Consider the following 26,344-nt stretch of genomic DNA (forward strand, 5'->3'; position numbering starts at 1 on the left):
TTGCTTCCTAATAATATCTCATTTGGCTTAACCGTGGGATTTCCTGATTTTTATAATTCCTCTATTTTCCCAATAAAAACCCCTGCTATGGTTACTATGTGGTTAGTCCTATGGTTAGTTTCTAGAGATTAATTGAGTTCAATTTTTCCCTCACATCATCATGGATAGTTTGAGTCACATGGCTATACACCTTTAATGTGATAGATTCATCAACATGCCCTACTCGTTCCATAATCGCCTTAATAGGTACTCCAAGTTCGGCTAGCAGACTGATATGAGAATGGCGAAGCATATGAATATTGTATGCCCTGCCTTCGCCCAACACCGTATCGCATCTATCCTTTATAAATTGATAGAGTTTTGGTTGTCGCATGATTTGACCTCGCTCTGTCACGAATATAAAGACCTCATCTAGACAGTTCTGCTTAAAATAATCAATAATTTCAAGACACCGTTCTGACAAAATAATCGTTCTGACTGAACCTATCGTCTTTGTTGTTTGCAACACTCTTTCATCGTACTTATGTGCTACGTAATCTATCGTGTGGTCGATTTTTAAGAGACGATTATCAAAATCTACATCACAATACCGTACACCAATAAATTCAGCAAATCTTAGCCCTGTAAGGAAAATAAATTCCATTGCTAACGTGTAGCGGATATCCTTGTTATGGTTTTGGCAATAAGAAATCACCATCCCAAGCTCGTCCTTACTGATAAAATGATTTTGTGCTTTTTTGAGCTTCTCATAATCAGCACGAACTCGGGGAATTACCACATTTCTCACAGGAGATTTATCAATATACCCGATACGTTCAGCATATCGGAAGATGGCGTTCAGGTAAATCTTCCTATTCTTTCTTGTCACGTTTGCAATATTTAAACTCATTAAATAGGTTTGAATCATCTGTGTTGTGTACTCTGACAGCTTTAGATCTCCGACATCATTCATAAAGTAGGTCAAACAATTGATTTCACTATTGAAGCTTGCTGGTTTGATTTCACTTTTACGAACTCGTTTCCATTCTTCCAGTAATTGACTAAAGGTTGTGCTAGCCAATTTCAGTCGTCGTTCCTCTTCCTTGGTTGGTCTGGACAGAGCCTTATCAATCTTTATTGCAAGCTGTCTTTTTGCTTCAGCTTGAGAGACCCGTGACTTTGAGTTTAAGGTAACAGTGACTTGTTTCCACTTCTCCTCTCTCTGATCATAGAATTTCTCATAGTAACGAACTTTACCACTATTTAGTTCTTTATAAAACATATTGCCTCCTTTGCTAATAAAACAAAAGAAAGCTATGTAGCATAGCTTATTATACCACACTTACATAGCTTTCTCACGTTTCTCTTGCTTGTATTGCAAGAACTGACGGTAACCTTCCACACTAACATATACCCTCTTATGAGAAGGTTTTAATATGGATTTCTGAAATTGGGATAGTTTCCGCATTTCCGTTAGATCGTTATTTAATGTTTTTAGCGGAACATCAAATAATTGTGCCAAATTTTGCTTACTTTTATACATTTCATTACCCATTAATATCGCCCTCATGTTAAACAAACTTATTGAGAATTAAATTCTTGATGTTTGTTAAGCTTGCCAGTTGCTCCACTAAAAGTATCTGACAGGCTTTTTACATTATCATAAAACTCTGTCGTATACTCTTTCATGCCGTATGGAGTTTCATGCTTAGTTGTTCGCGAGAAGTTAGGTGGACTATTTATGTGGAAGTTTTTCATGATTTCTTCTTTCGTAGTTGTCAATTCTATAGGGCGTTTTATCCCCTTGCTTGTCCGATAGATACGTAATCCTTTCGGGTACATATACAAACGGGCTCCTTTTACTGTTGCTTTATTATCAGAATTCTCATCTCCGATTTGTAAATTTGATAAATAAGCTATCAAATAGTTCCCAACTTTATCCGCACTCTTTAAGCGCTTGGTCTTAGTAAATCCTCTTCCCCAAATATTGGCCAACATATCATTAGGGATCGATAAAGTTGTGTCATTCTTCATTAATACGTGTAGATGCCATCTTCCACTTGCCTGCGGTTCGATTACCGCAATATACTCAACATGACCGTAGCTTTTTCTAATGCGACGGATAAATGACTTGAAATCGTGGTAGACTTCTTGAGAATTTGTCACATGTTCCCGATATGTCAATGTTATCCATAACTGATTAGTACCTCCCGTAAAGTTGTGAGCCACTAGACGACGAAGTTTTTTCATGGTCTGTTTGGTAGACTTCAAATTATCGAGCCGTGTACTGCTGGAAGTATCCATATTATGGATTTCACCTGTTTCCAAGTTCACATAGCGTTTCCCCTCAATAACTTTAATAACCTGCTCCTGTTGCCCATTCGCAGTGGTCATTTCAATTGTATTACCGTAAATGTAAGATTTGACAATTTTTTCCGCATTGATTTGAGCCATATTCCCCCCAGTTTCGGTGCTGTTGTATGACGCTTATCGAGTTAAAGGCGCCAAACAATTTTTACTCTTTACTTTTATTCCAATTTCCTCCTTGACAGCAAGTAACCTGTGCTGATTCTTTGTGTCTTGTCGGTCGGCTCCGCTACACTGCGCTTCGCTCCACGACCGCCTAAGCCAGTCTAATCTCGCACAGCTTGCTATCAAGGAGTTTTCTCGGCATAAAAAAATTGTTTTATTGCCCATTTTTTAATTGGAATAACTTACGCTTGATATTTCTTTCAAGAGATTTATCGTAGATAACAAATACTAAATAACGCAGACCATTTTTCATATACACATCAGCTATACCATGTAAAGCATATTGACCATTTTTCTGAAGATAGTGGACCCACTTTTCTTTCATTTTTAGCATAGTTTCTGAATCCAGCTCACCAAAAAGATCGAAACTAAAAACAATACAATCTGCTTGGAAATCTCCGCCAGTAAAATCAACTTTACATAGCGGGACTATATCATCTGCTACATGAACCATCTGGACAGATCTTGTTCCATCGTTTTGAATAACTTCTTGTTCCTCTAAGATAGGCTGTAGAGTGTAATCAAACTGATCATACTCAATTTGTTCTTTCACTAATAGCACTAATCGATTCCTAGTTTGGTTAAGAAAAATATTCCTCTCCCTTTTTTTCTCCTGTTCTAGCCGCTTAATACGATAAGCATCCCGTTTTCTCTTAGCAAAATTAAAACTTTTAATAACAGATTTGACTGCTTTTTTAGGCAGTTCCTCTATAATAGATGGCATTTCTAACCTCCTCCAAAATAGTTGTCAGATAAGTAGCTTATCTGACAACTTTGCATATTTTATAGTTCTACAATATCATCAACTTCAATAACTTTTGCAGTGATTGATAGCTCGTTACGATATTCACCATAGACCGATGCCTTCTCAACATCGACAACTTTACAAACAGTTACCATAGGTTTAAATGATGAATAATCATCAATGCTAGCGAATGGTACTTTCACCACCAATTTTTCACCTAAGTTTGTTGCGCCGTCAGGGTAGTCGCTGTTATCTTCGTAGATAAGTAACCCTACCTTAACGCCTTTCTCTACGTTCGCCCCCGTGTCACTCCGCTCTATCCAGTTAGCAACTGAAACAAAGCGCAATTCTTTATGTAAGAGAAACAGCGGAGCGTTAAACTCAGTAAAATGAGATAATTTTTTAAATGACATACAACCACTTTCTAGGTAAAAACCAAACCAATGCAAAGCAAATCATACTAATATTTTTGCTAGACAATAAAACTGACCTCCTCATATATAAGGAGAAAAAATCGAGAATCTCGGAGAAAATTTAGAAAGTATTTTAAAAATGATACTGTTCTTTAAAAATCTTCTCCATCTTATCTATAGCATTTTCGTAATACCTTTTAGCAGTTTTATCGCTAGTACCGTACATTCTAGCTAATTTAGAAAAACTGTATTTATTGAAAACTCTTTCTAACAAAATAGTTCTCTCAATATCACTCAATTCTCCTAAAGCTTGATAAAGTCTTTCACTTTCTTCTTTTTGAATAAGAATCGTTAACGGGTCTTGATTATCAGTAATAGTTTGAAGTAGCTCACCTGTCCCAAAGGGATCTACGCTATTTAAACTACATAGACCGTAACTCCTATCCTTTCGTTCCAAATTTTCTTCAATTAAGTCAAGTTGTCTTAATACTTCATCCCAATCACCAAGTTCTTTTGCCCTCTGAATACGAACATCTCTTCGTTTTTCCACTACATTTTTTTCTACCATTTGTTGGTACCTCCCTTTTGGATTTACCAACACTACCCAAAGAGGAAGTTTAATTCCTTTGGGTATAAAAACAGAATCTTCTATTTCAATTTGGAAACAGTCAGAGGAATAAAAAAATAGCAGTCATACAAAAAAGTATAACTGCTATGTATATTTATATTATAAACCCTTGTAGTCAGAGGAATATATTTTCATTGCTATTGTTTCTCAAGAAATATACTTTTATTTTTCATAGAGAATAATATCAACTGTCTTTAAATTTATTTTTGGGGCTATTCGATAACTATTACCTTGACTAGTCGCCCAGTCTTCCCAATCAGTATCTCCAATTTCAACACTCTGCCCCACTATGACCCCTTCTTTATTAACGAGATAAACAGAATCACTAAAAGTATAAATGGCTAGAACTTCTTCTTTACCTGAATCAGGAAAAGTGACATTAAGTGTCCCATAATCCTTTAATTTTACGGATGGAATTACCCTATTATCAATTCCCATAAAGCTTTCTTTCTTATCAAACGGCATTTTACCTTCTTTAGGGATATACCAATTCGTATCAGCTCTAGCTTCATCTTTCAGCATAACCCCTTTCCAAAGTTCATTTGCATCATATACTTTATCAAAGTCATCACTATGCAAGGTTGGTTCTACAAAGTTTTTATTAAAATATCCCCAAACATGGCCAGAGGTATCCAACACGTAGGCCACACCACGTTTCTTGTCTGAAAACACATATACTTCATCATTTTGACCAACATATGGTTCCAGTGAGTGTACTTCCGCATCAATACCATAATATTCATTAAATTGATAGATTTCATTCATCCATCTACTGGTATCATATTTCATATTATCTGGAAGAGCTTTAGTTCCCTTTACCAAATAAGTAACAGGTTCTCTATCGGAACTAACTTCCAATTTCTTCATAGTAGTCTCATGCCTTGCAGCCTCCCTACCAGCATTTGAACGCGCATCTAGTCCTTTCCAAACAAAAAATAAAACTATCAATCCTATTACTAACAAAACAAAGAAAATCATTTTCCATAAAGTTTCCAAAAATGCAAATAACGCTCTAACCATTCCCTCACCTTTCTATCCTCATCAATTGCTAGAAGAAATTTCTGATTCAGAAAATACATTTATATCATTGAATGTAAGCTCAGAATAAAAAATTCGATTATTCTCTTTTATAGCCGTAAGATGATTCGTTCTATTTGACTGCGTGAACTTAATTTGTATGCTGCCTTTACTATTGTAATTGACAAAAGTAACTTCGCTATTTGAAGCCATCATTTGCAAATCAGAAAGTCTGGCAAGCAATATCCTAATCTTCTTAACTTCTTCCTGTTCATCAACAAAAACAAACGCAACACCCGCTTCCATTCCCAGCATCTCGGCTGTACTACACAATTTATTGATATTATTTTTATCAAAATCAAATGATTTACTTTCGTTACTTGGAAAATTTCTCCCTTTTACAGATATTGCAAATCGTCTTAGTAGACTATCTTTATTTATGGCAATAATATCTGCACCAACATGATCAATCAAAGCAACCGACCAACTTTTCAACCCTAATATATACATAACTAAAGTTTCAGCAAAATCTCCAAACTGTTTTGGGAACCGTAAATCACGACCAAATTCATTTTTCAATTTTTGAGTCCCCTTCTCAACATAAAGTTCCATTTAGTTTAGATTATTTATCCGTTAAAAATCTTTCTATTACGTAGATTCCATTTTGACTCGGCTGTGCACTAGACATTTCATCTTTATCTACTCTAATACCATTATTAAAATGAATTACTACGTTTCGATAATCAGATTTTGTAAAAGAAGATGTAGATAATTTGCCACGGTCTGACAATTTTAACCTAAAGTCAAAAAATAGCAACTTAGCAATAGCTCTCACTCCATATCCCTTCGGTTGTCCATCAAAAATAGATTCAGCAATTGAATTTACAGTTTGACCTTCGTGCAAAAAATTATATAGAATGTCACCAATAAACAAGTTTGTATTTATACCATGCTGTTCTCTAATCATTGGCAATTGACTACTGTAATTTGTTCGACCTTCTAAATTCCATTTCTTATATTGATCAACGAGCGCTTCAAATAATTCTCGATGTGCTTTAACTTCGTATTTATTACTAAATTGCATAGTAACTCTATAATGGTGGCCCAAGTCGGTTTTTCCATGATATAAAACATCAACTTCTAAAAAACTTTTGTCCACTATCTTAAATTGCTTTATTTCCTTAAAAGGAATTAACAAATCAACACTAGACCTATCCAAAGCCCCCAGAATATAAACAAGATAATCTTCAAATACAGCTACGAAATAAACATGTGTTGAATTTCGTTCCCATTCGTTTTTTGAGACCTTCTTTTCAATATCACCTCCTAATACCAAAGAATACTTGTATTCCGAAGGAAACCCCAACCCATTTGAATAGATATATTTCAGAGCTTCATCAACACCAGCAGTCGTATTATGTTTCGAGTAAACAAATAAATTTCTCGAGTTAAGCATATCTTTATTATAAGACTTATTTAATATCGACTTTACGGGTGTATCTAGAAATTCTAGTAAAGTTACACCTGCTTCATAAGTTCCTTTTGGGTAGGATTTAACAAATACAAGAATTGTTTCTTTATTAGTATTAACTTTACCCCTATTTTTCCCTCCAGTTTCATTATAGCCCTGAGTAATAGCTGATACCTTCCAAGCATAGTTTTTATTGCGATACAAATCCTCGGCAATATAACTTCCTGTTTCACCTTTTACCAGATAGCGATAGAGAACTTCTACACGTTCTTCCTCAGTCGTTTCCAAAAAATCTTTTAATAAACCAAATGACATACCACTTCTCCTATAAACCATCATTTAAATCTGCAAAGCACCCTATAGCAACAAATACTGTAATCAAACTGATAATCCACCACTTTAATATAAGACCTGTCATAGCTAAAACAATTAAAACAGCTACACTGCAACCTAACCCAATGAGACTCTCTTTATGTGGTGAAAAAGAATCATTACTAGAATAAGTTTTATAGTATTCACTTCCAAAATTTCTTGTATTCGAAAAACTTCTGTTTTGAAGAAATTCACCTAATGTAAGTCCAATATCACTTGTACCATACGGATAAGCTTGAATAAAGCGGAAAACATCCTCTTTGGTAGCTTTTACCTTACCTCGATTCTTTCCTCCTTTCTCAGAATACCCTTGACATACTGCGGAAATTATCCAGTTTTTATCACCATAATAGTCTAATGCTATTTGATCCATACTTCTACCCAAAACTAGGTACTCATATAATATGGTCACCCTTTCTTGAATAGAGGTGTCATCTAATTGTTTTTGTCCTGAAAATGCCATTCCTATACCTCCCTATTTTATTGGTTTCCACATCTTAAACTCCCGACAAAATTGCTCTTTCTGATTAGAAGTCATCACCTCTGTTTTGTGTGAAAGCCGATATGCTTTGGCTGTTGAAGCAGAATAAACTAACATAATAATCCTCATGATCCTTCATTTTTAGACTATTATATCACATTAGTTCTTTTTAGTGCTATACGTTCTCTAGAATGCGTTTATTTGTCGTAGATTTAATGATAACCTATCATTAAAAGGAACAATAAATGTCAACAAATAGAGAATTAACCAATTTTATCATCAATCGAATTAAAGAATTACGGGTACAGAGTGATCTAACACAAGAACAGCTTTCACTCTCAGCTGGGTTAGACCCTAAATACATCAATAAATTAGAAAACGGACGTTTTAATGTCCGAATTGAAACACTTTCTAAAATTTTAGATACACTAAACGTAGACTATCTTGACTTTTTTGAGTTCAGTAAGGTAGAGAATAGCAAAATGATGAATGAGCTAATTAGCCGTCTTGCAACTTACCCAAAAGCAGAACAAGAGAATAAAATCAAAGCTATTTTACAGCTATTAAAATAAGAGGAGTCCATCTGGATTCCTCTTTTGCATGCTACATTAACTTCCCTTTGGTTAGTTTTATGGTTAATTTTATTTTTCTTCTCTACTATCCCTTTAGAACAGGGGATTTTATTGAATAGTATAGGTATCAAAAATTTCAATCATAGCTCTATTATAACAAAAACGAGCGAGCATAGCTCACTCACCTTTTCATTTTATTAAACAAAGAGTCGCATATATTCTCTCTTTGTACAACGATTCATTACAATATCCTGTCTATTCGCTTGACGAAGAATAGTCTCAGCCTCCTCATTCTCAAGACCAATTTGACTCCAAAAAACTGTTGCATCCGTTTCAAGAAAATCATAGGCAACATCTGGTAAAAGCTCACTTCGTCTAAATACATCAACAATATCAATCGAAAATGGGATATCTTTAAGATGAGTATAAACATGCTCTCCTAGAAGCTCCTGACCTTCTAGTTTGGGATTTACTGGTATAATACGATAACCAGCAGCTTGTAGAAAATGAGCAACCTGATAAGATGCTGCCTCCTTGCGATGAGATAAACCAACAATTGCAATCGTCTTTGCAGATTTTAAATAAGATTCTATAACCTCATCACTAGGATTTTGAAATGAATAAGACATATGATTCTCCTCGTCGTTTGAATAAACTAAAAGTAAAAATCCCCAAACGGGGCTGTGACGATTAGTTAGCTAAGCTCGGCAACGATAGCTTTAATTTGTTCTTTTGTATGTACACCTGCTACTTGCTTAACAACCTCACCATCTTTTTTGAAGAGTAAAGTTGGAATAGACATAATTCCAAACTTCTGAGCTGTTTCTGGGTTCTCATCAACATCAATTTTAACAATCTTAAGTTCATCTTCTGAAATCTCTTCAGAAAGTTGCTCAAGAATTGGTGCTTGCATCAAGCAAGGCCCACACCAAGTTGCCCAAAAATCAATCAAAACGAGGCCTTCAGCTGTTTCTTGTTCAAATGTAGCATCTGTTACTACTTGTGTCATTTAATCATCCTCCTAGACATTATAAAACTTTTGTAGACCTATTCTATATGATTCTAAAGGCTATTGCAAGAATTTGACACATACATAAAAAATTCTTATCAAATATTAGTCATTACCTATCATAGACATCACTTGCCCACAGCCAGTCTTGGGAGTATAATAATAAAAAACTATAAAAATAGAAATGAGTAAATATGGATAAAGATGCAATGATTACCTATCTCATAGGTGAACTCAAAAAAGAAAATCTAGAATTACATGATTTGATTATCCCAGAAGAACTCGAGGAAAAACAAAAACTTCTCAGAGCACTCTTTAATACACGTAAACCAATGGCAGCATCAACACAATTCTTAACAATCCAAGACCTTTACCTACAGTTTAGAAAAGGGGAAAGAGGATTTGTACAACTCAGTTCGCTCCAGCCCATTCCACAAGATGATCGAATCTACCTCTGGAAAGGTGATATTACAAGACTCGAAGTAGATGCAATCGTAAATGCAGCTAATAAAACCTTACTTGGATGTATGAAACCACTTCATGATTGTGTAGATAACGCTATTCATACATACGCAGGTGTTCAGTTACGCCAAGCTTGTTTCGAACTCATCTTAGAACAAGGATATGAAGAACCCGTTGGCATGGCTAAAATCACCCCAGCTTACAATCTTCCTTCTGCCTTTGTCATTCATACAGTAGGTCCAAAAATAGTAGACCAACCGACACAAATTGATGAAGATCTTTTAGCAAAAAGTTATCTTTCAGTATTAGCACTAGCTGAGAAAAATAACATTGAATCAATTGCTATACCATGTCTATCAACTGGAGATTTCAATTTTCCAAAACAAGAAGCTGCCAAAATCGCCATTCAAACAGTCAAAACCTTTATTGACGAGTCAAGTATAATAAAAAAAGTAATATTTAACGTATTTGATGATGAAAATTTAGCTATTTATCAAAAACTCCTTGCCAAATAAAAGAAGAAAATCGATTTGATTTTCTTCTTTTTTATTGCATAACTGAATGCTCTTTTAAAAGATTAAAAAATGACGAATAATCTCTTTTAAGATTGACAAAACCACCGTCCTTAGACAAGAAACTATGTTCAGAAACAGCTGTACAAACAAGGATTCCGTTTTGATTTACCATATTGTATACAAAAGTAAGTTTAGCAGATTTAACTCTTTTAACATTAATCTCGATAGAAATTACATCTGCAAAAGTAGAAGTAGCTTTATAGTCACAGGAAATTGAAGTAACAGGAGAGATAATTCCCTCCTCTTCAATTTTTTCATAAGGCCAACCTATCTCTCTTAGAAAAAAAGTTCTCGCCTCTTCCATCCATCGAACATAATTAGAATGATGAGTAATACCCATTCGATCTGTTTCATAGTACTGGACCTCGTGTTTACAAATAAACATAAGAACCTCCAAAAAGACTAAGAAATAAAATCTAAAATATCATCCTCAGAAAGAGAAGAGTCACATACAACCTTAGCAGCTCCATTTTCTGAAACAAAGAGAGCAGGAACTGTAGCAATACCATATCTTTTACGTAAAGCTTGAATATCTTCTAGTTCTTCACTATTTTCGCTATTAATATAGAAAATAGTAAGATTTGAATTACGTGCCACATTTGATAATTTAGGTTCAAAAAGTTGACAATATGGACAAGAAGGACGTCCAATAAATAAAATAAATTTTTCAGCTGTATCAATATTCTCCTTAGCCGAAGAAACAGAAATAGGTGTAAAAGCAGATGCAAAATTTGACATAATAATACCTTTCAATTTAAAATACAGTATTATCATATCTGAAATTTAAACTTTTAACAAGTAAATAACTTAACAATAAAAAAACTAGACCTAGGTCTAGCAATGAGAATTATACTCCGCCAGTAGGACTCGAACCTACGACATCATGATTAACAGTCATGCGCTACTACCAACTGAGCTATGGCGGATAAACGCTAAGCGACTACCGTATCTAACAGGGGGCAACCCCCAACTACATCAGGCGTACTAGGGCTTAACTTCTGTGTTCGGCATGGGAACAGGTGTATCTCCTAGGCTATCGTCACTTAACTCTGAGTATTCTCAACTCAAAATTGAACATCTATACTGTATCAAGAAACCAAATCGTTGTCAATATGTCTCAGTTACTTTCTTTGGATAAGTCCTCGAGCTATTAGTATTAGTCCGCTACATGTGTCACCACACTTCCACTTCTAACCTATCAACCTGATCATCTCTCAGGGCTCTTACTGATATAAAATCATGGGAAATCTCATCTTGAGGTGGGCTTCACACTTAGATGCTTTCAGCGTTTATCCCTTCCCTACATAGCTACCCAGCGATGCTCTTGGCAGAACAACTGGTACACCAGCGGTAAGTCCACTCTGGTCCTCTCGTACTAGGAGCAGATCCTCTCAAATTTCCTACGCCCGCGACGGATAGGGACCGAACTGTCTCACGACGTTCTGAACCCAGCTCGCGTGCCGCTTTAATGGGCGAACAGCCCAACCCTTGGGACCGACTACAGCCCCAGGATGCGACGAGCCGACATCGAGGTGCCAAACCTCCCCGTCGATGTGAACTCTTGGGGGAGATAAGCCTGTTATCCCCAGGGTAGCTTTTATCCGTTGAGCGATGGCCCTTCCATGCGGAACCACCGGATCACTAAGCCCGACTTTCGTCCCTGCTCGAGTTGTAGCTCTCGCAGTCAAGCTCCCTTATACCTTTACACTCTGCGAATGATTTCCAACCATTCTGAGGGAACCTTTGGGCGCCTCCGTTACCTTTTAGGAGGCGATCGCCCCAGTCAAACTGCCCGTCAGACACTGTCTCCGATAGGGATAACCTATCTGGGTTAGAGTAGCCATAACACAAGGGTAGTATCCCAACAACGCCTCACTCGAAACTGGCGTCCCGAGGTCATAGGCTCCTACCTATCCTGTACATGTGGTACAGATACTCAATATCAAACTGCAGTAAAGCTCCATGGGGTCTTTCCGTCCTGTCGCGGGTAACCTGCATCTTCACAGGTACTAAAATTTCACCGAGTCTCTCGTTGAGACAGTGCCCAAATCATTACGCCTTTCGTGCGGGTCGGAACTTACCCGACAAGGAATTTCGCTACCTTAGGACCGTTATAGTTACGGCCGCCGTTTACTGGGGCTTCAATTCATACCTTCGCTTACGCTAAGCACTCCTCTTAACCTTCCAGCACCGGGCAGGCGTCACCCCCTATACATCATCTTACGATTTAGCAGAGAGCTGTGTTTTTGATAAACAGTTGCTTGGGCCTATTCACTGCGGCTGACCATAAGTCAGCGCCCCTTCTCCCGAAGTTACGGGGCCATTTTGCCGAGTTCCTTAACGAGAGTTCTCTCGCTCACCTGAGGCTACTCGCCTCGACTACCTGTGTCGGTTTGCGGTACGGGTAGAGTATAATTAACGCTAGAAGCTTTTCTCGGCAGTGTGACATCACTAACTTCGCTACTAAACTTCGCTCCCCATCACAGCTCAATGTTATAGATATAAGCATTTGACTCATATCACACCTCACTGCTTGGCCAGACACTTCCAATCGTCTGGTTTAGTTAGCCTACTGCGTCCCTCCATCACTATATACTCTAGTACAGGAATATCAACCTGTTGTCCATCGGATACACCTTTCGGTCTCTCCTTAGGTCCCGACTAACCCAGGGCGGACGAGCCTTCCCCTGGAAACCTTAGTCTTACGGTGGACAGGATTCTCACCTGTCTTTCGCTACTCATACCGGCATTCTCACTTCTATGCGCTCCAGCACTCCTCACGGTACACCTTCTTCGCACATAGAACGCTCTCCTACCATACCTATAAAGGTATCCACAGCTTCGGTAATATGTTTTAGCCCCGGTACATTTTCGGCGCAGGGTCACTCGACTAGTGAGCTATTACGCACTCTTTGAATGAATAGCTGCTTCTAAGCTAACATCCTAGTTGTCTGTGCAACCCCACATCCTTTTCCACTTAACATATATTTTGGGACCTTAGCTGGTGGTCTGGGCTGTTTCCCTTTCGACTACGGATCTTAGCACTCGCAGTCTGACTGCCGATTATATCTCGTTGGCATTCGGAGTTTATCTGAGATTGGTAATCCGGGATGGACCCCTCACCCAAACAGTGCTCTACCTCCAAGAGACTTAACATCGACGCTAGCCCTAAAGCTATTTCGGAGAGAACCAGCTATCTCCAAGTTCGTTTGGAATTTCTCCGCTACCCACAAGTCATCCAAGCACTTTTCAACGTGCCCTGGTTCGGTCCTCCAGTGAGTTTTACCTCACCTTCAACCTGCTCATGGGTAGGTCACATGGTTTCGGGTCTACGACATGATACTAATGCGCCCTATTAAGACTCGGTTTCCCTACGGCTCCGTCTCTTCAACTTAACCTCGCATCATATCGTAACTCGCCGGTTCATTCTACAAAAGGCACGCTCTCACCCATTAACGGGCTCGAACTTGTTGTAGGCACACGGTTTCAGGTTCTATTTCACTCCCCTCCCGGGGTGCTTTTCACCTTTCCCTCACGGTACTGGTTCACTATCGGTCACTAGAGAGTATTTAGGGTTGGGAGATGGTCCTCCCAGATTCCGACGAGATTTCTCGTGTCTCGCCGTACTCAGGATACTGCTAGGCATAAAGACTATTTCGAATACGAGGCTATTACTCTCTTTGGCCTACCTTCCCAGGTAGTTCTTCTATAATCTTTAAGTCCACGTTGCAGTCCTACAACCCCGAAGAGTAAACTCTTCGGTTTGCCCTCTTGCCGTTTCGCTCGCCGCTACTAAGGCAATCGCTTTTGCTTTCTCTTCCTGCAGCTACTTAGATGTTTCAGTTCACTGCGTCTTCCTCTACATTACCTTAACAGTAATGAGTGACAGGCATTACCTGCCGGGTTCCCCCATTCGGACATCTCTGGATCATTGCTCACTTACAGCTCCCCAAAGCATTTCGTCGTTAGTCACGTCCTTCATCGGCTTCTAGTGCCAAGGCATCCACCGTGCGCCCTTATTAACTTAACCTTATTTTGGTCTTGCGACCTAACTCATTAAATATTCACAGCGTTTCGGTTTATTTTCTTGTTACTATCTATATGTAATTAATTACATATGGAATTTGATATAGATATTCAATTTTCAATGGACAATACTTGAATCTTTCGATTCAATGGAGCCTAGCGGGATCGAACCGCTGACCTCCTGCGTGCAAAGCAGGCGCTCTCCCAGCTGAGCTAAGGCCCCACAAGACCTCTCAAAACTAAATAAGAAACTCAAGTGCATTCCGTTTTTCCTTAGAAAGGAGGTGATCCAGCCGCACCTTCCGATACGGCTACCTTGTTACGACTTCACCCCAATCATCTATCCCACCTTAGGCGGCTGGCTCCAAAAGGTTACCTCACCGACTTCGGGTGTTACAAACTCTCGTGGTGTGACGGGCGGTGTGTACAAGGCCCGGGAACGTATTCACCGCGGCGTGCTGATCCGCGATTACTAGCGATTCCGACTTCATGTAGGCGAGTTGCAGCCTACAATCCGAACTGAGATTGGCTTTAAGAGATTAGCTTGCCGTCACCGACTCGCAACTCGTTGTACCAACCATTGTAGCACGTGTGTAGCCCAGGTCATAAGGGGCATGATGATTTGACGTCATCCCCACCTTCCTCCGGTTTATTACCGGCAGTCTCGCTAGAGTGCCCAACTGAATGATGGCAACTAACAATAGGGGTTGCGCTCGTTGCGGGACTTAACCCAACATCTCACGACACGAGCTGACGACAACCATGCACCACCTGTCACCGATGTACCGAAGTAACTTTCTATCTCTAGAAATAGCATCGGGATGTCAAGACCTGGTAAGGTTCTTCGCGTTGCTTCGAATTAAACCACATGCTCCACCGCTTGTGCGGGCCCCCGTCAATTCCTTTGAGTTTCAACCTTGCGGTCGTACTCCCCAGGCGGAGTGCTTAATGCGTTAGCTGCGGCACTGAATCCCGGAAAGGATCCAACACCTAGCACTCATCGTTTACGGCGTGGACTACCAGGGTATCTAATCCTGTTCGCTCCCCACGCTTTCGAGCCTCAGCGTCAGTTACAGACCAGAGAGCCGCTTTCGCCACCGGTGTTCCTCCATATATCTACGCATTTCACCGCTACACATGGAATTCCACTCTCCCCTTCTGCACTCAAGTTTGACAGTTTCCAAAGCGAACTATGGTTGAGCCACAGCCTTTAACTTCAGACTTATCAAACCGCCTGCGCTCGCTTTACGCCCAATAAATCCGGACAACGCTCGGGACCTACGTATTACCGCGGCTGCTGGCACGTAGTTAGCCGTCCCTTTCTGGTAAGCTACCGTCACAGTGTGAACTTTCCACTCTCACACTCGTTCTTGACTTACAACAGAGCTTTACGATCCGAAAACCTTCTTCACTCACGCGGCGTTGCTCGGTCAGGGTTGCCCCCATTGCCGAAGATTCCCTACTGCTGCCTCCCGTAGGAGTCTGGGCCGTGTCTCAGTCCCAGTGTGGCCGATCACCCTCTCAGGTCGGCTATGTATCGTCGCCTAGGTGAGCCGTTACCTCACCTACTAGCTAATACAACGCAGGTCCATCTTGTAGTGGAGCAATTGCCCCTTTCAAATAAATGACATGTGTCACCCATTGTTATGCGGTATTAGCTATCGTTTCCAATAGTTATCCCCCGCTACAAGGCAGGTTACCTACGCGTTACTCACCCGTTCGCAACTCATCCAAGAAGAGCAAGCTCCTCTCTTCAGCGTTCTACTTGCATGTATTAGGCACGCCGCCAGCGTTCGTCCTGAGCCAGGATCAAACTCTCATTAAAATCTTTAATAATTGTTCGAGCGTTAACTCATTACCGTCGTCTGACGATTTATTCTTGTAAATTGACAGGTTATAATTTCTTCTATCATAACCCTGCACTTGGTTTCTTATTCAGTTCTCAAAGGTCTAAATCGGGAAGACAGGATTCGAACCTGCGACCCCTTGGTCCCAAACCAAGTGCTCTACCAAGCTGAGCTACTTCCCGATAAAATGCACCCTAGAGGAGTCGAACCTCTAACCGCCTGATTCGTAGTCAGGTACTCTATCCAGTTGAGCTAAGGGTGCTCATTATTTTATTATGCCGAGGACCGGGATCGAACCGGTACGAAAGTTTCCTTTCGCAGGATTTTAAGTCCTGTGCGTCTGCCAGTTCCGCCACCCCGGCTCCTCAAGCGAACGACGGGATTCGAACCCGCGACCCCCACCTTGGCAAGGTGATGTTCTACCACTGAACTACGTTCGCATTTTATGCCGGCTACATGACTTGAACACGCGACCCTCTGATTACAAATCAGATGCTCTACCAACTGAGCTAAGCCGGCTAACTTTTCTAATGCGGGTGAAGGGACTTGAACCCCCACGCCGTTAAGCGCCAGATCCTAAATCTGGTGCGTCTGCCAATTCCGCCACACCCGCATATATGACCCGTACTGGGCTCGAACCAGTGACCCATTGATTAAAAGTCAATTGCTCTACCAACTGAGCTAACGAGTCTCAAATATTTCTACTTGAACGGTCCCGACGGGAATCGAACCCGCGATCTTCGCCGTGACAGGGCGACGTGATAACCGCTACACCACGGGACCTATGGGAGTTAACGGGATCGAACCGCTGACCCTCTGCTTGTAAGGCAGATGCTCTCCCAGCTGAGCTAAACTCCCTTTGTGCTAAGCGACTACCGTATCTAACAGGGGGCAACCCCCAACTACATCAGGCGTACTAGGGCTTAACTTCTGTGTTCGGCATGGGAACAGGTGTATCTCCTAGGCTATCGTCACTTAACTCTGAGTATTCTCAACTCAAAATTGAACATCTATACTGTATCAAGAAACCAAATCGTTGTCAATATGTCTCAGTTACTTTCTTTGGATAAGTCCTCGAGCTATTAGTATTAGTCCGCTACATGTGTCACCACACTTCCACTTCTAACCTATCAACCTGATCATCTCTCAGGGCTCTTACTGATATAAAATCATGGGAAATCTCATCTTGAGGTGGGCTTCACACTTAGATGCTTTCAGCGTTTATCCCTTCCCTACATAGCTACCCAGCGATGCTCTTGGCAGAACAACTGGTACACCAGCGGTAAGTCCACTCTGGTCCTCTCGTACTAGGAGCAGATCCTCTCAAATTTCCTACGCCCGCGACGGATAGGGACCGAACTGTCTCACGACGTTCTGAACCCAGCTCGCGTGCCGCTTTAATGGGCGAACAGCCCAACCCTTGGGACCGACTACAGCCCCAGGATGCGACGAGCCGACATCGAGGTGCCAAACCTCCCCGTCGATGTGAACTCTTGGGGGAGATAAGCCTGTTATCCCCAGGGTAGCTTTTATCCGTTGAGCGATGGCCCTTCCATGCGGAACCACCGGATCACTAAGCCCGACTTTCGTCCCTGCTCGAGTTGTAGCTCTCGCAGTCAAGCTCCCTTATACCTTTACACTCTGCGAATGATTTCCAACCATTCTGAGGGAACCTTTGGGCGCCTCCGTTACCTTTTAGGAGGCGATCGCCCCAGTCAAACTGCCCGTCAGACACTGTCTCCGATAGGGATAACCTATCTGGGTTAGAGTAGCCATAACACAAGGGTAGTATCCCAACAACGCCTCACTCGAAACTGGCGTCCCGAGGTCATAGGCTCCTACCTATCCTGTACATGTGGTACAGATACTCAATATCAAACTGCAGTAAAGCTCCATGGGGTCTTTCCGTCCTGTCGCGGGTAACCTGCATCTTCACAGGTACTAAAATTTCACCGAGTCTCTCGTTGAGACAGTGCCCAAATCATTACGCCTTTCGTGCGGGTCGGAACTTACCCGACAAGGAATTTCGCTACCTTAGGACCGTTATAGTTACGGCCGCCGTTTACTGGGGCTTCAATTCATACCTTCGCTTACGCTAAGCACTCCTCTTAACCTTCCAGCACCGGGCAGGCGTCACCCCCTATACATCATCTTACGATTTAGCAGAGAGCTGTGTTTTTGATAAACAGTTGCTTGGGCCTATTCACTGCGGCTGACCATAAGTCAGCGCCCCTTCTCCCGAAGTTACGGGGCCATTTTGCCGAGTTCCTTAACGAGAGTTCTCTCGCTCACCTGAGGCTACTCGCCTCGACTACCTGTGTCGGTTTGCGGTACGGGTAGAGTATAATTAACGCTAGAAGCTTTTCTCGGCAGTGTGACATCACTAACTTCGCTACTAAACTTCGCTCCCCATCACAGCTCAATGTTATAGATATAAGCATTTGACTCATATCACACCTCACTGCTTGGCCAGACACTTCCAATCGTCTGGTTTAGTTAGCCTACTGCGTCCCTCCATCACTATATACTCTAGTACAGGAATATCAACCTGTTGTCCATCGGATACACCTTTCGGTCTCTCCTTAGGTCCCGACTAACCCAGGGCGGACGAGCCTTCCCCTGGAAACCTTAGTCTTACGGTGGACAGGATTCTCACCTGTCTTTCGCTACTCATACCGGCATTCTCACTTCTATGCGCTCCAGCACTCCTCACGGTACACCTTCTTCGCACATAGAACGCTCTCCTACCATACCTATAAAGGTATCCACAGCTTCGGTAATATGTTTTAGCCCCGGTACATTTTCGGCGCAGGGTCACTCGACTAGTGAGCTATTACGCACTCTTTGAATGAATAGCTGCTTCTAAGCTAACATCCTAGTTGTCTGTGCAACCCCACATCCTTTTCCACTTAACATATATTTTGGGACCTTAGCTGGTGGTCTGGGCTGTTTCCCTTTCGACTACGGATCTTAGCACTCGCAGTCTGACTGCCGATTATATCTCGTTGGCATTCGGAGTTTATCTGAGATTGGTAATCCGGGATGGACCCCTCACCCAAACAGTGCTCTACCTCCAAGAGACTTAACATCGACGCTAGCCCTAAAGCTATTTCGGAGAGAACCAGCTATCTCCAAGTTCGTTTGGAATTTCTCCGCTACCCACAAGTCATCCAAGCACTTTTCAACGTGCCCTGGTTCGGTCCTCCAGTGAGTTTTACCTCACCTTCAACCTGCTCATGGGTAGGTCACATGGTTTCGGGTCTACGACATGATACTAATGCGCCCTATTAAGACTCGGTTTCCCTACGGCTCCGTCTCTTCAACTTAACCTCGCATCATATCGTAACTCGCCGGTTCATTCTACAAAAGGCACGCTCTCACCCATTAACGGGCTCGAACTTGTTGTAGGCACACGGTTTCAGGTTCTATTTCACTCCCCTCCCGGGGTGCTTTTCACCTTTCCCTCACGGTACTGGTTCACTATCGGTCACTAGAGAGTATTTAGGGTTGGGAGATGGTCCTCCCAGATTCCGACGAGATTTCTCGTGTCTCGCCGTACTCAGGATACTGCTAGGCATAAAGACTATTTCGAATACGAGGCTATTACTCTCTTTGGCCTACCTTCCCAGGTAGTTCTTCTATAATCTTTAAGTCCACGTTGCAGTCCTACAACCCCGAAGAGTAAACTCTTCGGTTTGCCCTCTTGCCGTTTCGCTCGCCGCTACTAAGGCAATCGCTTTTGCTTTCTCTTCCTGCAGCTACTTAGATGTTTCAGTTCACTGCGTCTTCCTCTACATTACCTTAACAGTAATGAGTGACAGGCATTACCTGCCGGGTTCCCCCATTCGGACATCTCTGGATCATTGCTCACTTACAGCTCCCCAAAGCATTTCGTCGTTAGTCACGTCCTTCATCGGCTTCTAGTGCCAAGGCATCCACCGTGCGCCCTTATTAACTTAACCTTATTTTGGTCTTGCGACCTAACTCATTAAATATTCACAGCGTTTCGGTTTATTTTCTTGTTACTATCTATATGTAATTAATTACATATGGAATTTGATATAGATATTCAATTTTCAATGGACAATACTTGAATCTTTCGATTCAATGGAGCCTAGCGGGATCGAACCGCTGACCTCCTGCGTGCAAAGCAGGCGCTCTCCCAGCTGAGCTAAGGCCCCACAAGACCTCTCAAAACTAAATAAGAAACTCAAGTGCATTCCGTTTTTCCTTAGAAAGGAGGTGATCCAGCCGCACCTTCCGATACGGCTACCTTGTTACGACTTCACCCCAATCATCTATCCCACCTTAGGCGGCTGGCTCCAAAAGGTTACCTCACCGACTTCGGGTGTTACAAACTCTCGTGGTGTGACGGGCGGTGTGTACAAGGCCCGGGAACGTATTCACCGCGGCGTGCTGATCCGCGATTACTAGCGATTCCGACTTCATGTAGGCGAGTTGCAGCCTACAATCCGAACTGAGATTGGCTTTAAGAGATTAGCTTGCCGTCACCGACTCGCAACTCGTTGTACCAACCATTGTAGCACGTGTGTAGCCCAGGTCATAAGGGGCATGATGATTTGACGTCATCCCCACCTTCCTCCGGTTTATTACCGGCAGTCTCGCTAGAGTGCCCAACTGAATGATGGCAACTAACAATAGGGGTTGCGCTCGTTGCGGGACTTAACCCAACATCTCACGACACGAGCTGACGACAACCATGCACCACCTGTCACCGATGTACCGAAGTAACTTTCTATCTCTAGAAATAGCATCGGGATGTCAAGACCTGGTAAGGTTCTTCGCGTTGCTTCGAATTAAACCACATGCTCCACCGCTTGTGCGGGCCCCCGTCAATTCCTTTGAGTTTCAACCTTGCGGTCGTACTCCCCAGGCGGAGTGCTTAATGCGTTAGCTGCGGCACTGAATCCCGGAAAGGATCCAACACCTAGCACTCATCGTTTACGGCGTGGACTACCAGGGTATCTAATCCTGTTCGCTCCCCACGCTTTCGAGCCTCAGCGTCAGTTACAGACCAGAGAGCCGCTTTCGCCACCGGTGTTCCTCCATATATCTACGCATTTCACCGCTACACATGGAATTCCACTCTCCCCTTCTGCACTCAAGTTTGACAGTTTCCAAAGCGAACTATGGTTGAGCCACAGCCTTTAACTTCAGACTTATCAAACCGCCTGCGCTCGCTTTACGCCCAATAAATCCGGACAACGCTCGGGACCTACGTATTACCGCGGCTGCTGGCACGTAGTTAGCCGTCCCTTTCTGGTAAGCTACCGTCACAGTGTGAACTTTCCACTCTCACACTCGTTCTTGACTTACAACAGAGCTTTACGATCCGAAAACCTTCTTCACTCACGCGGCGTTGCTCGGTCAGGGTTGCCCCCATTGCCGAAGATTCCCTACTGCTGCCTCCCGTAGGAGTCTGGGCCGTGTCTCAGTCCCAGTGTGGCCGATCACCCTCTCAGGTCGGCTATGTATCGTCGCCTAGGTGAGCCGTTACCTCACCTACTAGCTAATACAACGCAGGTCCATCTTGTAGTGGAGCAATTGCCCCTTTCAAATAAATGACATGTGTCACCCATTGTTATGCGGTATTAGCTATCGTTTCCAATAGTTATCCCCCGCTACAAGGCAGGTTACCTACGCGTTACTCACCCGTTCGCAACTCATCCAAGAAGAGCAAGCTCCTCTCTTCAGCGTTCTACTTGCATGTATTAGGCACGCCGCCAGCGTTCGTCCTGAGCCAGGATCAAACTCTCATTAAAATCTTTAATAATTGTTCGAGCGTTAACTCATTTCCGTCATCTGACGATTTATTCTTGTAAATTGACAGGTTATAATTTCTTCTATCATAACCCTGCACTTGGTTTCTTATTCAGTTCTCAAAGGTCTTTATCTCTCTTAAGACAACTCCTATATTCTAGCAAATCTAGAATAACTTGTCAACACTTTTTTCGAAGTTTTTTTACTTCTCGTGTTCGCCACCCCTTCCGAAGCAGCTTATTTATAATATCATCTCTGACTTGTCTTGTCAATAACTTTTTAAAAGTTTTGGAACCTTTTCAAGTTTATGGCAAGTCTGTTAAGACAACTTTTATATCTTAACACCTAAATCAATACTTGTCAATAGGGTTTTTGAAAAAATAAAGCAGTACAATCATGTACTGCTAAATAAATTATTTAAAAATTTCTTTTACTTGCATTATAACCATATTTTTCAATGAAATCTTGGCGAAACTCAAGTAAATTGTCATCTATAATAGCTTGTCGTACCTTGGCCATTAAATTTACCAAGAAGTAGAGATTATGATAACTTGTCAGGCGAATTCCAAACGTTTCATCTGCTTTCAACAAATGTCTCACATAAGCACGTGTGTAATTCTTACATGTATAACAATCACACTCAGGATCTATAGGGCTAAAATCTTCTGCATACGACGCATTTTTAACCACGAGACGCCCTTGACTCGTCATACAAGTTCCGTTTCGAGCAATTCGAGTTGGAAGAACACAATCATACATATCAACGCCACGGATAACACCATCAATTAAACTATCTGGTGCTCCTACACCCATAAGATAACGTGGTTTATTCTCAGGAAGCAAAGGTACAGTAAAGTCTAGGACCGCATTCATCTCTTCATGAGTTTCTCCAACCGCAAGACCTCCAATTGAATAACCTGGAAAATCCATAGAAACCAAATCCTGTGCAGATTGTCTACGGAGGTCTTCAAAACCTGCTCCCTGCACAATTCCAAATAGGCCTTGATCATGTGGGCGACGGTGTGCTTTTAGCCCTCGTTCTGCCCAACGACTTGTCCTTTCAATAGAATTTTTCACATAATCGTATGGTTGGTAAAATTGAGGACATTCGTCAAAGCTCATCATAATATCTGAACCGAGATTGTTCTGAATCGAGATCGCTTTTTCAGGAGATAAAAACATCTTACTTCCATTAAGGTGATTTTTAAATGTTACACCTTCTTCAGAAATATTGCGTTTTTCTGCCAATGAATAAACTTGGAAACCACCGCTATCTGTAAGAATCGCTTGGTCCCAATTCATGAATTTATGGAGTCCTCCAGCTTTAGCAACGAGCTCATCACCAGGTCTTAGCCATAAATGATAGGTATTGGCCAAAATAATTCCTGAACCCATCTGTTTTAATTCTTCAGGGGATTGCGTTTTTACTGTAGCTTGGGTGCCTACAGGCATAAACATCGGCGTTGGAAAAGTTCCATGAGGCGTGATAATTTCCCCCAGGCGTGCTCCTGTGTGTTTTTCTTTCTTTATAAGACGATATTTAATAGGAAAATCAGTCATTTATACTCCTTACATTAGGAAAAACAGTCCTAAGTATTTTTTAGTCAGTGGTCATTATCCACAACCGCTTTAGTTTATCAAAAATTACAAGAATTGTCAGCTCTATATTTTCAAACTCTCGATAAATACCATCAAACACCAACACTAACATTCATAGCAAACAAAAAAACAACAGTCTCGAGCACTGTTGCTTTCAATAACGTCTTATGCTGAAAGAACTTTACGTCCTTTACGACGACGAGCTGCAAGAACACGACGTCCGTTTTTAGTTGACATACGGTGACGGAATCCGTGTTTACGTTGACGACGGATTTTACTTGGTTGATAAGTACGTTTCACGTTGAATACCTCCTGATAGATTTTCGTATTCGTTTAGCCGGCTATTTTTGATCAGTTACTAAACATACTATACTATTTTATAGCAATAGCTTAATCTTGTCAAGAATTACTTAGATATTAATTTTATTATATCTTTGAAACCCTTAGGCTGGTGATAATTGTAGACCATATTACTATCCCTATATCATCGCTTGCTCATAACCTTCTTGCTATTTTAGCTATTTTCTTGAGCACCTCTTTTCGCTTATGGTCACCCATATACTCAACAGGTGAAATCTGGGTAACTTTGACCGATTTAATACCACAAGGTTTTAGGACTTGAAATTTTAGAACTTTGCTATAATCTTGAACTAAAGGTAGAACTATCTTTGGTGTATTGTGGGTTGTAATAATCCAAGCTTTCCCAGTCAGTTTACCATCCAATCCACGGGGTGTATTTTCATAGGCAAAACTAGCAGCAAAGACGCGTTCAATAAATCCTTTCAAGATAGCCGGCATTCCACTCCACCAAATTGGAAAAATAAAAATCAACTGATCTGCCCAAATTATTAAATCTCGATAGTCTTTCATAGCTACATCGTGCGCTAGGTCTCTTCTCCTATGCGTTGTATCAAAGCGTAAAACAGGATCGAACCGCTCTTTATACAAATCTAGAACCTTTAACTCATGTTTAGACGATAAATTCTCCTTGACAGTCTCTAGTATAGAGGCATTGTAGCTCTTGTCGTTTGGATGTGCGTAAATAATTAAGGTTTTCATTGTTTAGCTCCTTTAACGTAGATGTCTAACATAGTACTAACAGTCTCTTTAATAGTGTTACTATTGAAATTATCACCAATAGGACTCCTTACCAAAACAGCTAATCCAGTAATAAAACTCCAGATATGAACTAATATTTCTGTCTCACTACCAGAAATGTTCATTTCATTTTTTAGCTTCAAAACCACACTCTTAAAGTGCTCAAATCCTGGTAAATGGGCATTAACAGAGATGCTGTCCTGGGTTAGTTCCATATAATTGAAAGGAAAGTTAATAAACAAGGCCTCAAAACTATTTGTTTCTTTTTGAGCAAATTCCACAAAATTACAACCCATTAATACTAATTGATCCCTTACATCAAGAGAAGAGCCTATTCCTTGTGTCAGATACTTCAAAAAGATCTCAGATAAACGCTCTAAAACTACTTGAAGATATACATCCTTATTTTCAAAGTGCTTATAGGGTGCCCCATGGGTGACCCCACATCTTTGGGCCACCGTTCGGATAGATAGTTGATCGACACCTCTTATTCTTATCTCCTCGACTCCAGTTGCGATTAACTTTTCCTTCAATTCAGCAGTATTACGTTTCATTTTGACTCCCTTTTCCATTTAAGTAGACAGCGGTTACTTTTTATTAAAAGTATACACCGTCTACTTTTAATTGTCAAAAAAACTAGCCTTCAAATAAGACTAGTTTCTGTAAGCAATAACGCTATTCTAATTATACTTTTGTCACAACAACGTAACGATTAGGATCGTCCCCTTCCGAGTGACTTTCAACCCCTTCAATTTGAGAAAGTGCCTTATGGATAATTTTTCGTTCGCTATTCGTCATTGGATCCATAACATACTCTCGGCCTGTTTCTTTTACTTTAGTTGCCGTTTTTTCTGCTAAATCAATCAAAGTCTCTGTGCGTTGCTCCAAATAATCACGAACATTAAGAACAACACTAAAGCGTTTAGAATGACGATCGTGCAAATAATTTTGCGCTAAAAGTTGTAAAGACTTGAGAACCTTGCCATGATAACCGATAACACGACCAGGCTGGTCTGTTTCAATCTGAATGATAATATTGCGACGATTGTGACTAACCTCTAGGCTAGCATCAACATCCATTTCATAGATAATTTTTTCGAGATAAGATAAAACATCATCTGCAGCAGCTTGAATATCTTCTAAATTATTTTCAGAAGAATTATCTGAACTAAACTCAGATGCCACAAAATCACTGAAATCTTCTTCTGGAGTTTCCAGAGTCTGAACTTTAGCGATCGATTCTAGTTGAGGTTCAAGCGAACTTGCCATAAATTCTGTAGCATCCTCTTCTGATGACTCACGTTTAACAGATAGAGGAATAATTGTTGCCTTTGGTTGCTCCTGTTTCTTATCTGGCAACTCTTCACCAAGGTGCTCTGTAGACACTGGTTGCTTTAAGTTTTCTTGTGCAATTTCCTTATTATCTGAAACCGTAACGAGTTTTGTCACTTTATTGAAAGCAATCGTTTCGTCTTTTGGACTTGCAACAGAATCGTCGAATTGTTTTATAGCATCAGGAGCCACTTTAACGGTGTTTTGATCTGCTTCATGAGCTATCTTTTCATTTATTGGTTCAACGCTAACTCGAGCTGGCTTCTTTCCGAACCCTAGAAAACCTTTTTTCTCACGAGAAATCACCTTAATATGAGCCCTCATACGGGGTAAATTAAGATCTTTCAAACCTTTTTCAATAGCTTGTTCGACTGTTCGTCCAGAATAGACAACCATAATAAGCCT

Annotated in this window: 21 protein-coding genes, 12 tRNA genes and 6 rRNA genes; 2 read left to right on the plus strand and 37 right to left on the minus strand. The window is 41.2% G+C overall.

Annotation, left to right across the window (positions count from 1 at the left end; translation table 11 throughout):
- Nucleotides 1-121: 121 nt before the first annotated feature.
- The 10 genes from ACWPVZ_RS05620 to ACWPVZ_RS05665 form a co-directional block, all read right to left on the minus strand.
- Nucleotides 122-1,261, minus strand: coding sequence for a tyrosine-type recombinase/integrase (locus ACWPVZ_RS05620; RefSeq protein WP_347088447.1), 1,140 nt, complete (start codon nucleotides 1,259-1,261; stop codon nucleotides 122-124).
- Between the two features lie 60 nt (nucleotides 1,262-1,321).
- Nucleotides 1,322-1,534: a DNA-binding protein gene (locus tag ACWPVZ_RS05625; protein ID WP_073688611.1), complete on the minus strand. Its 213-nt coding sequence runs from the start codon at nucleotides 1,532-1,534 to the stop codon at nucleotides 1,322-1,324.
- Nucleotides 1,535-1,560: 26 nt separating this feature from the next.
- On the minus strand, nucleotides 1,561-2,433 hold the full coding sequence (locus ACWPVZ_RS05630; protein ID WP_347088445.1) for a rolling circle replication-associated protein: 873 nt from the start codon (nucleotides 2,431-2,433) through the stop codon (nucleotides 1,561-1,563).
- Between the two features lie 232 nt (nucleotides 2,434-2,665).
- On the minus strand, nucleotides 2,666-3,235 hold the full coding sequence (locus ACWPVZ_RS05635; RefSeq protein WP_347088443.1) for a hypothetical protein: 570 nt from the start codon (nucleotides 3,233-3,235) through the stop codon (nucleotides 2,666-2,668).
- Between the two features lie 59 nt (nucleotides 3,236-3,294).
- Nucleotides 3,295-3,669: a hypothetical protein gene (locus tag ACWPVZ_RS05640; protein WP_073688629.1), complete on the minus strand. Its 375-nt coding sequence runs from the start codon at nucleotides 3,667-3,669 to the stop codon at nucleotides 3,295-3,297.
- A 133-nt stretch (nucleotides 3,670-3,802) separates the two neighbouring features.
- Nucleotides 3,803-4,237 (minus strand): sigma factor-like helix-turn-helix DNA-binding protein, encoded by a 435-nt coding sequence (locus tag ACWPVZ_RS05645; protein ID WP_129852418.1) that lies wholly within the window; start codon nucleotides 4,235-4,237, stop codon nucleotides 3,803-3,805.
- A gap of 222 nt (nucleotides 4,238-4,459) precedes the next feature.
- On the minus strand, nucleotides 4,460-5,317 hold the full coding sequence (locus tag ACWPVZ_RS05650; protein ID WP_129852419.1) for a hypothetical protein: 858 nt from the start codon (nucleotides 5,315-5,317) through the stop codon (nucleotides 4,460-4,462).
- 21 nt (nucleotides 5,318-5,338) lie between these two features.
- On the minus strand, nucleotides 5,339-5,926 hold the full coding sequence (locus tag ACWPVZ_RS05655; protein WP_454381297.1) for a hypothetical protein: 588 nt from the start codon (nucleotides 5,924-5,926) through the stop codon (nucleotides 5,339-5,341).
- A gap of 10 nt (nucleotides 5,927-5,936) precedes the next feature.
- Entirely contained in the window at nucleotides 5,937-7,100 is a 1,164-nt protein-coding gene (locus tag ACWPVZ_RS05660) for a hypothetical protein (RefSeq protein ID WP_454381299.1), read from the minus strand.
- Between the two features lie 10 nt (nucleotides 7,101-7,110).
- Complete coding sequence (locus tag ACWPVZ_RS05665; protein ID WP_129852422.1) at nucleotides 7,111-7,620, minus strand: hypothetical protein; 510 nt, start codon at nucleotides 7,618-7,620, stop codon at nucleotides 7,111-7,113.
- Nucleotides 7,621-7,883: 263 nt separating this feature from the next.
- Here ACWPVZ_RS05665 and ACWPVZ_RS05670 point away from each other — a divergent pair, with 263 nt between their 5' ends.
- On the plus strand, nucleotides 7,884-8,210 hold the full coding sequence (locus ACWPVZ_RS05670; protein ID WP_129852423.1) for a helix-turn-helix transcriptional regulator: 327 nt from the start codon (nucleotides 7,884-7,886) through the stop codon (nucleotides 8,208-8,210).
- Between the two features lie 197 nt (nucleotides 8,211-8,407).
- Here the strand turns inward: ACWPVZ_RS05670 and ACWPVZ_RS05675 are convergent, their stop codons facing one another.
- Both ACWPVZ_RS05675 and trxA read right to left on the minus strand, forming a co-directional pair.
- A complete protein-coding gene (locus ACWPVZ_RS05675; protein WP_414341164.1) occupies nucleotides 8,408-8,839 on the minus strand; it encodes a CoA-binding protein in 432 nt (143 codons plus the stop codon).
- A 65-nt stretch (nucleotides 8,840-8,904) separates the two neighbouring features.
- Nucleotides 8,905-9,219 carry a thioredoxin gene (trxA, locus tag ACWPVZ_RS05680; protein ID WP_002884315.1) on the minus strand — a complete coding sequence of 105 codons (315 nt, stop codon included), beginning with the start codon at nucleotides 9,217-9,219 and terminating at the stop codon, nucleotides 8,905-8,907.
- 194 nt (nucleotides 9,220-9,413) lie between these two features.
- On the opposite strand from trxA, the gene ACWPVZ_RS05685 reads away from it, so the two are divergent.
- Nucleotides 9,414-10,196 carry a protein-ADP-ribose hydrolase gene (locus ACWPVZ_RS05685; protein WP_414341163.1) on the plus strand — a complete coding sequence of 261 codons (783 nt, stop codon included), beginning with the start codon at nucleotides 9,414-9,416 and terminating at the stop codon, nucleotides 10,194-10,196.
- 31 nt (nucleotides 10,197-10,227) lie between these two features.
- Here ACWPVZ_RS05685 and ACWPVZ_RS05690 read toward each other — a convergent pair whose 3' ends face one another.
- The 25 genes from ACWPVZ_RS05690 to jag all read right to left on the minus strand — a co-directional run bounded on the left by ACWPVZ_RS05690 (nucleotide 10,228) and on the right by jag (nucleotide 26,335).
- Nucleotides 10,228-10,641, minus strand: a complete 414-nt coding sequence (locus tag ACWPVZ_RS05690) for an acyl-CoA thioesterase (RefSeq protein ID WP_073950916.1) — start codon at nucleotides 10,639-10,641, stop codon at nucleotides 10,228-10,230.
- Nucleotides 10,642-10,658: 17 nt separating this feature from the next.
- On the minus strand, nucleotides 10,659-10,994 hold the full coding sequence (traF, locus tag ACWPVZ_RS05695) for a conjugal transfer protein TraF (protein ID WP_060971720.1): 336 nt from the start codon (nucleotides 10,992-10,994) through the stop codon (nucleotides 10,659-10,661).
- Nucleotides 10,995-11,108: 114 nt separating this feature from the next.
- Nucleotides 11,109-11,182, minus strand: a tRNA-Asn gene (locus ACWPVZ_RS05700).
- A gap of 5 nt (nucleotides 11,183-11,187) precedes the next feature.
- A 5S ribosomal RNA gene (gene rrf, locus ACWPVZ_RS05705) occupies nucleotides 11,188-11,303 on the minus strand.
- 83 nt (nucleotides 11,304-11,386) lie between these two features.
- Nucleotides 11,387-14,286 (minus strand): 23S ribosomal RNA (locus ACWPVZ_RS05710).
- 146 nt (nucleotides 14,287-14,432) lie between these two features.
- A tRNA-Ala gene (locus ACWPVZ_RS05715) sits at nucleotides 14,433-14,505 on the minus strand.
- A 54-nt stretch (nucleotides 14,506-14,559) separates the two neighbouring features.
- Nucleotides 14,560-16,107 (minus strand): 16S ribosomal RNA (locus ACWPVZ_RS05720).
- Nucleotides 16,108-16,237: 130 nt separating this feature from the next.
- Nucleotides 16,238-16,311 (minus strand) — tRNA-Pro (locus ACWPVZ_RS05725).
- Between the two features lie 6 nt (nucleotides 16,312-16,317).
- Nucleotides 16,318-16,391 (minus strand) — tRNA-Arg (locus ACWPVZ_RS05730).
- A gap of 14 nt (nucleotides 16,392-16,405) precedes the next feature.
- Nucleotides 16,406-16,491 (minus strand) — tRNA-Leu (locus tag ACWPVZ_RS05735).
- Nucleotides 16,492-16,497: 6 nt separating this feature from the next.
- Nucleotides 16,498-16,569: transfer RNA gene (locus ACWPVZ_RS05740), tRNA-Gly, on the minus strand.
- A 6-nt stretch (nucleotides 16,570-16,575) separates the two neighbouring features.
- Nucleotides 16,576-16,648, minus strand: a tRNA-Thr gene (locus ACWPVZ_RS05745).
- Between the two features lie 12 nt (nucleotides 16,649-16,660).
- Nucleotides 16,661-16,742: transfer RNA gene (locus ACWPVZ_RS05750), tRNA-Leu, on the minus strand.
- Between the two features lie 5 nt (nucleotides 16,743-16,747).
- Nucleotides 16,748-16,820: transfer RNA gene (locus ACWPVZ_RS05755), tRNA-Lys, on the minus strand.
- Between the two features lie 19 nt (nucleotides 16,821-16,839).
- Nucleotides 16,840-16,912, minus strand: a tRNA-Asp gene (locus ACWPVZ_RS05760).
- 2 nt (nucleotides 16,913-16,914) lie between these two features.
- Nucleotides 16,915-16,987, minus strand: a tRNA-Val gene (locus tag ACWPVZ_RS05765).
- A gap of 5 nt (nucleotides 16,988-16,992) precedes the next feature.
- Nucleotides 16,993-17,108, minus strand: a 5S ribosomal RNA gene (rrf, locus tag ACWPVZ_RS05770).
- 83 nt (nucleotides 17,109-17,191) lie between these two features.
- A 23S ribosomal RNA gene (locus ACWPVZ_RS05775) occupies nucleotides 17,192-20,091 on the minus strand.
- Between the two features lie 146 nt (nucleotides 20,092-20,237).
- Nucleotides 20,238-20,310: transfer RNA gene (locus ACWPVZ_RS05780), tRNA-Ala, on the minus strand.
- 54 nt (nucleotides 20,311-20,364) lie between these two features.
- Nucleotides 20,365-21,912 (minus strand): 16S ribosomal RNA (locus ACWPVZ_RS05785).
- Together the 16S, 23S and 5S rRNA genes with 12 tRNA genes alongside form the textbook arrangement of a ribosomal RNA operon.
- Before the next feature lie 415 nt (nucleotides 21,913-22,327).
- Nucleotides 22,328-23,470 (minus strand): tRNA guanosine(34) transglycosylase Tgt, encoded by a 1,143-nt coding sequence (tgt, locus tag ACWPVZ_RS05790; protein ID WP_414341160.1) that lies wholly within the window; start codon nucleotides 23,468-23,470, stop codon nucleotides 22,328-22,330.
- A 204-nt stretch (nucleotides 23,471-23,674) separates the two neighbouring features.
- Nucleotides 23,675-23,809 carry a 50S ribosomal protein L34 gene (gene rpmH, locus ACWPVZ_RS05795; RefSeq protein ID WP_002885866.1) on the minus strand — a complete coding sequence of 45 codons (135 nt, stop codon included), beginning with the start codon at nucleotides 23,807-23,809 and terminating at the stop codon, nucleotides 23,675-23,677.
- A gap of 195 nt (nucleotides 23,810-24,004) precedes the next feature.
- Nucleotides 24,005-24,568, minus strand: coding sequence for an NAD(P)H-dependent oxidoreductase (locus tag ACWPVZ_RS05800; protein ID WP_073686074.1), 564 nt, complete (start codon nucleotides 24,566-24,568; stop codon nucleotides 24,005-24,007).
- The gene (locus tag ACWPVZ_RS05805; RefSeq protein WP_414341159.1) at nucleotides 24,565-25,161 is read right to left on the minus strand and encodes a TetR/AcrR family transcriptional regulator; all 597 of its coding nucleotides are present in this window, start codon (nucleotides 25,159-25,161) and stop codon (nucleotides 24,565-24,567) included. Before ACWPVZ_RS05805 ends, ACWPVZ_RS05800 begins: the two co-directional genes overlap by 4 nt.
- 130 nt (nucleotides 25,162-25,291) lie before the next feature.
- Nucleotides 25,292-26,335, minus strand: coding sequence for an RNA-binding cell elongation regulator Jag/EloR (gene jag, locus ACWPVZ_RS05810; RefSeq protein ID WP_414341158.1), 1,044 nt, complete (start codon nucleotides 26,333-26,335; stop codon nucleotides 25,292-25,294).
- Nucleotides 26,336-26,344 lie beyond the last annotated feature (9 nt).

This window comes from Streptococcus sp. Marseille-Q6379 (genome assembly GCF_965119505.1).

Excerpts from the sequence above, each read along its gene's own strand:
- ACWPVZ_RS05620 (WP_347088447.1), bottom strand. The coding sequence starts at position 1,261 with ATGTTTTATAAAGAACTAAATAGTGGTAAAGTTCGTTACTATGAGAAA.
- ACWPVZ_RS05625 (WP_073688611.1), bottom strand. The coding sequence starts at position 1,534 with ATGGGTAATGAAATGTATAAAAGTAAGCAAAATTTGGCACAATTATTT.
- ACWPVZ_RS05630 (WP_347088445.1), bottom strand. The coding sequence starts at position 2,433 with ATGGCTCAAATCAATGCGGAAAAAATTGTCAAATCTTACATTTACGGT.
- ACWPVZ_RS05635 (WP_347088443.1), bottom strand. The coding sequence starts at position 3,235 with ATGCCATCTATTATAGAGGAACTGCCTAAAAAAGCAGTCAAATCTGTT.
- ACWPVZ_RS05640 (WP_073688629.1), bottom strand. The coding sequence starts at position 3,669 with ATGTCATTTAAAAAATTATCTCATTTTACTGAGTTTAACGCTCCGCTG.
- ACWPVZ_RS05645 (WP_129852418.1), bottom strand. The coding sequence starts at position 4,237 with ATGGTAGAAAAAAATGTAGTGGAAAAACGAAGAGATGTTCGTATTCAG.
- ACWPVZ_RS05650 (WP_129852419.1), bottom strand. The coding sequence starts at position 5,317 with ATGGTTAGAGCGTTATTTGCATTTTTGGAAACTTTATGGAAAATGATT.
- ACWPVZ_RS05655 (WP_454381297.1), bottom strand. The coding sequence starts at position 5,926 with ATGGAACTTTATGTTGAGAAGGGGACTCAAAAATTGAAAAATGAATTT.
- ACWPVZ_RS05660 (WP_454381299.1), bottom strand. The coding sequence starts at position 7,100 with ATGTCATTTGGTTTATTAAAAGATTTTTTGGAAACGACTGAGGAAGAA.
- ACWPVZ_RS05665 (WP_129852422.1), bottom strand. The coding sequence starts at position 7,620 with ATGGCATTTTCAGGACAAAAACAATTAGATGACACCTCTATTCAAGAA.
- ACWPVZ_RS05670 (WP_129852423.1), top strand. The coding sequence starts at position 7,884 with ATGTCAACAAATAGAGAATTAACCAATTTTATCATCAATCGAATTAAA.
- ACWPVZ_RS05675 (WP_414341164.1), bottom strand. The coding sequence starts at position 8,839 with ATGTCTTATTCATTTCAAAATCCTAGTGATGAGGTTATAGAATCTTAT.
- trxA (WP_002884315.1), bottom strand. The coding sequence starts at position 9,219 with ATGACACAAGTAGTAACAGATGCTACATTTGAACAAGAAACAGCTGAA.
- ACWPVZ_RS05685 (WP_414341163.1), top strand. The coding sequence starts at position 9,414 with ATGGATAAAGATGCAATGATTACCTATCTCATAGGTGAACTCAAAAAA.
- ACWPVZ_RS05690 (WP_073950916.1), bottom strand. The coding sequence starts at position 10,641 with ATGTTTATTTGTAAACACGAGGTCCAGTACTATGAAACAGATCGAATG.
- traF (WP_060971720.1), bottom strand. The coding sequence starts at position 10,994 with ATGTCAAATTTTGCATCTGCTTTTACACCTATTTCTGTTTCTTCGGCT.
- tgt (WP_414341160.1), bottom strand. The coding sequence starts at position 23,470 with ATGACTGATTTTCCTATTAAATATCGTCTTATAAAGAAAGAAAAACAC.
- ACWPVZ_RS05800 (WP_073686074.1), bottom strand. The coding sequence starts at position 24,568 with ATGAAAACCTTAATTATTTACGCACATCCAAACGACAAGAGCTACAAT.
- ACWPVZ_RS05805 (WP_414341159.1), bottom strand. The coding sequence starts at position 25,161 with ATGAAACGTAATACTGCTGAATTGAAGGAAAAGTTAATCGCAACTGGA.
- jag (WP_414341158.1), bottom strand. The coding sequence starts at position 26,335 with ATGGTTGTCTATTCTGGACGAACAGTCGAACAAGCTATTGAAAAAGGT.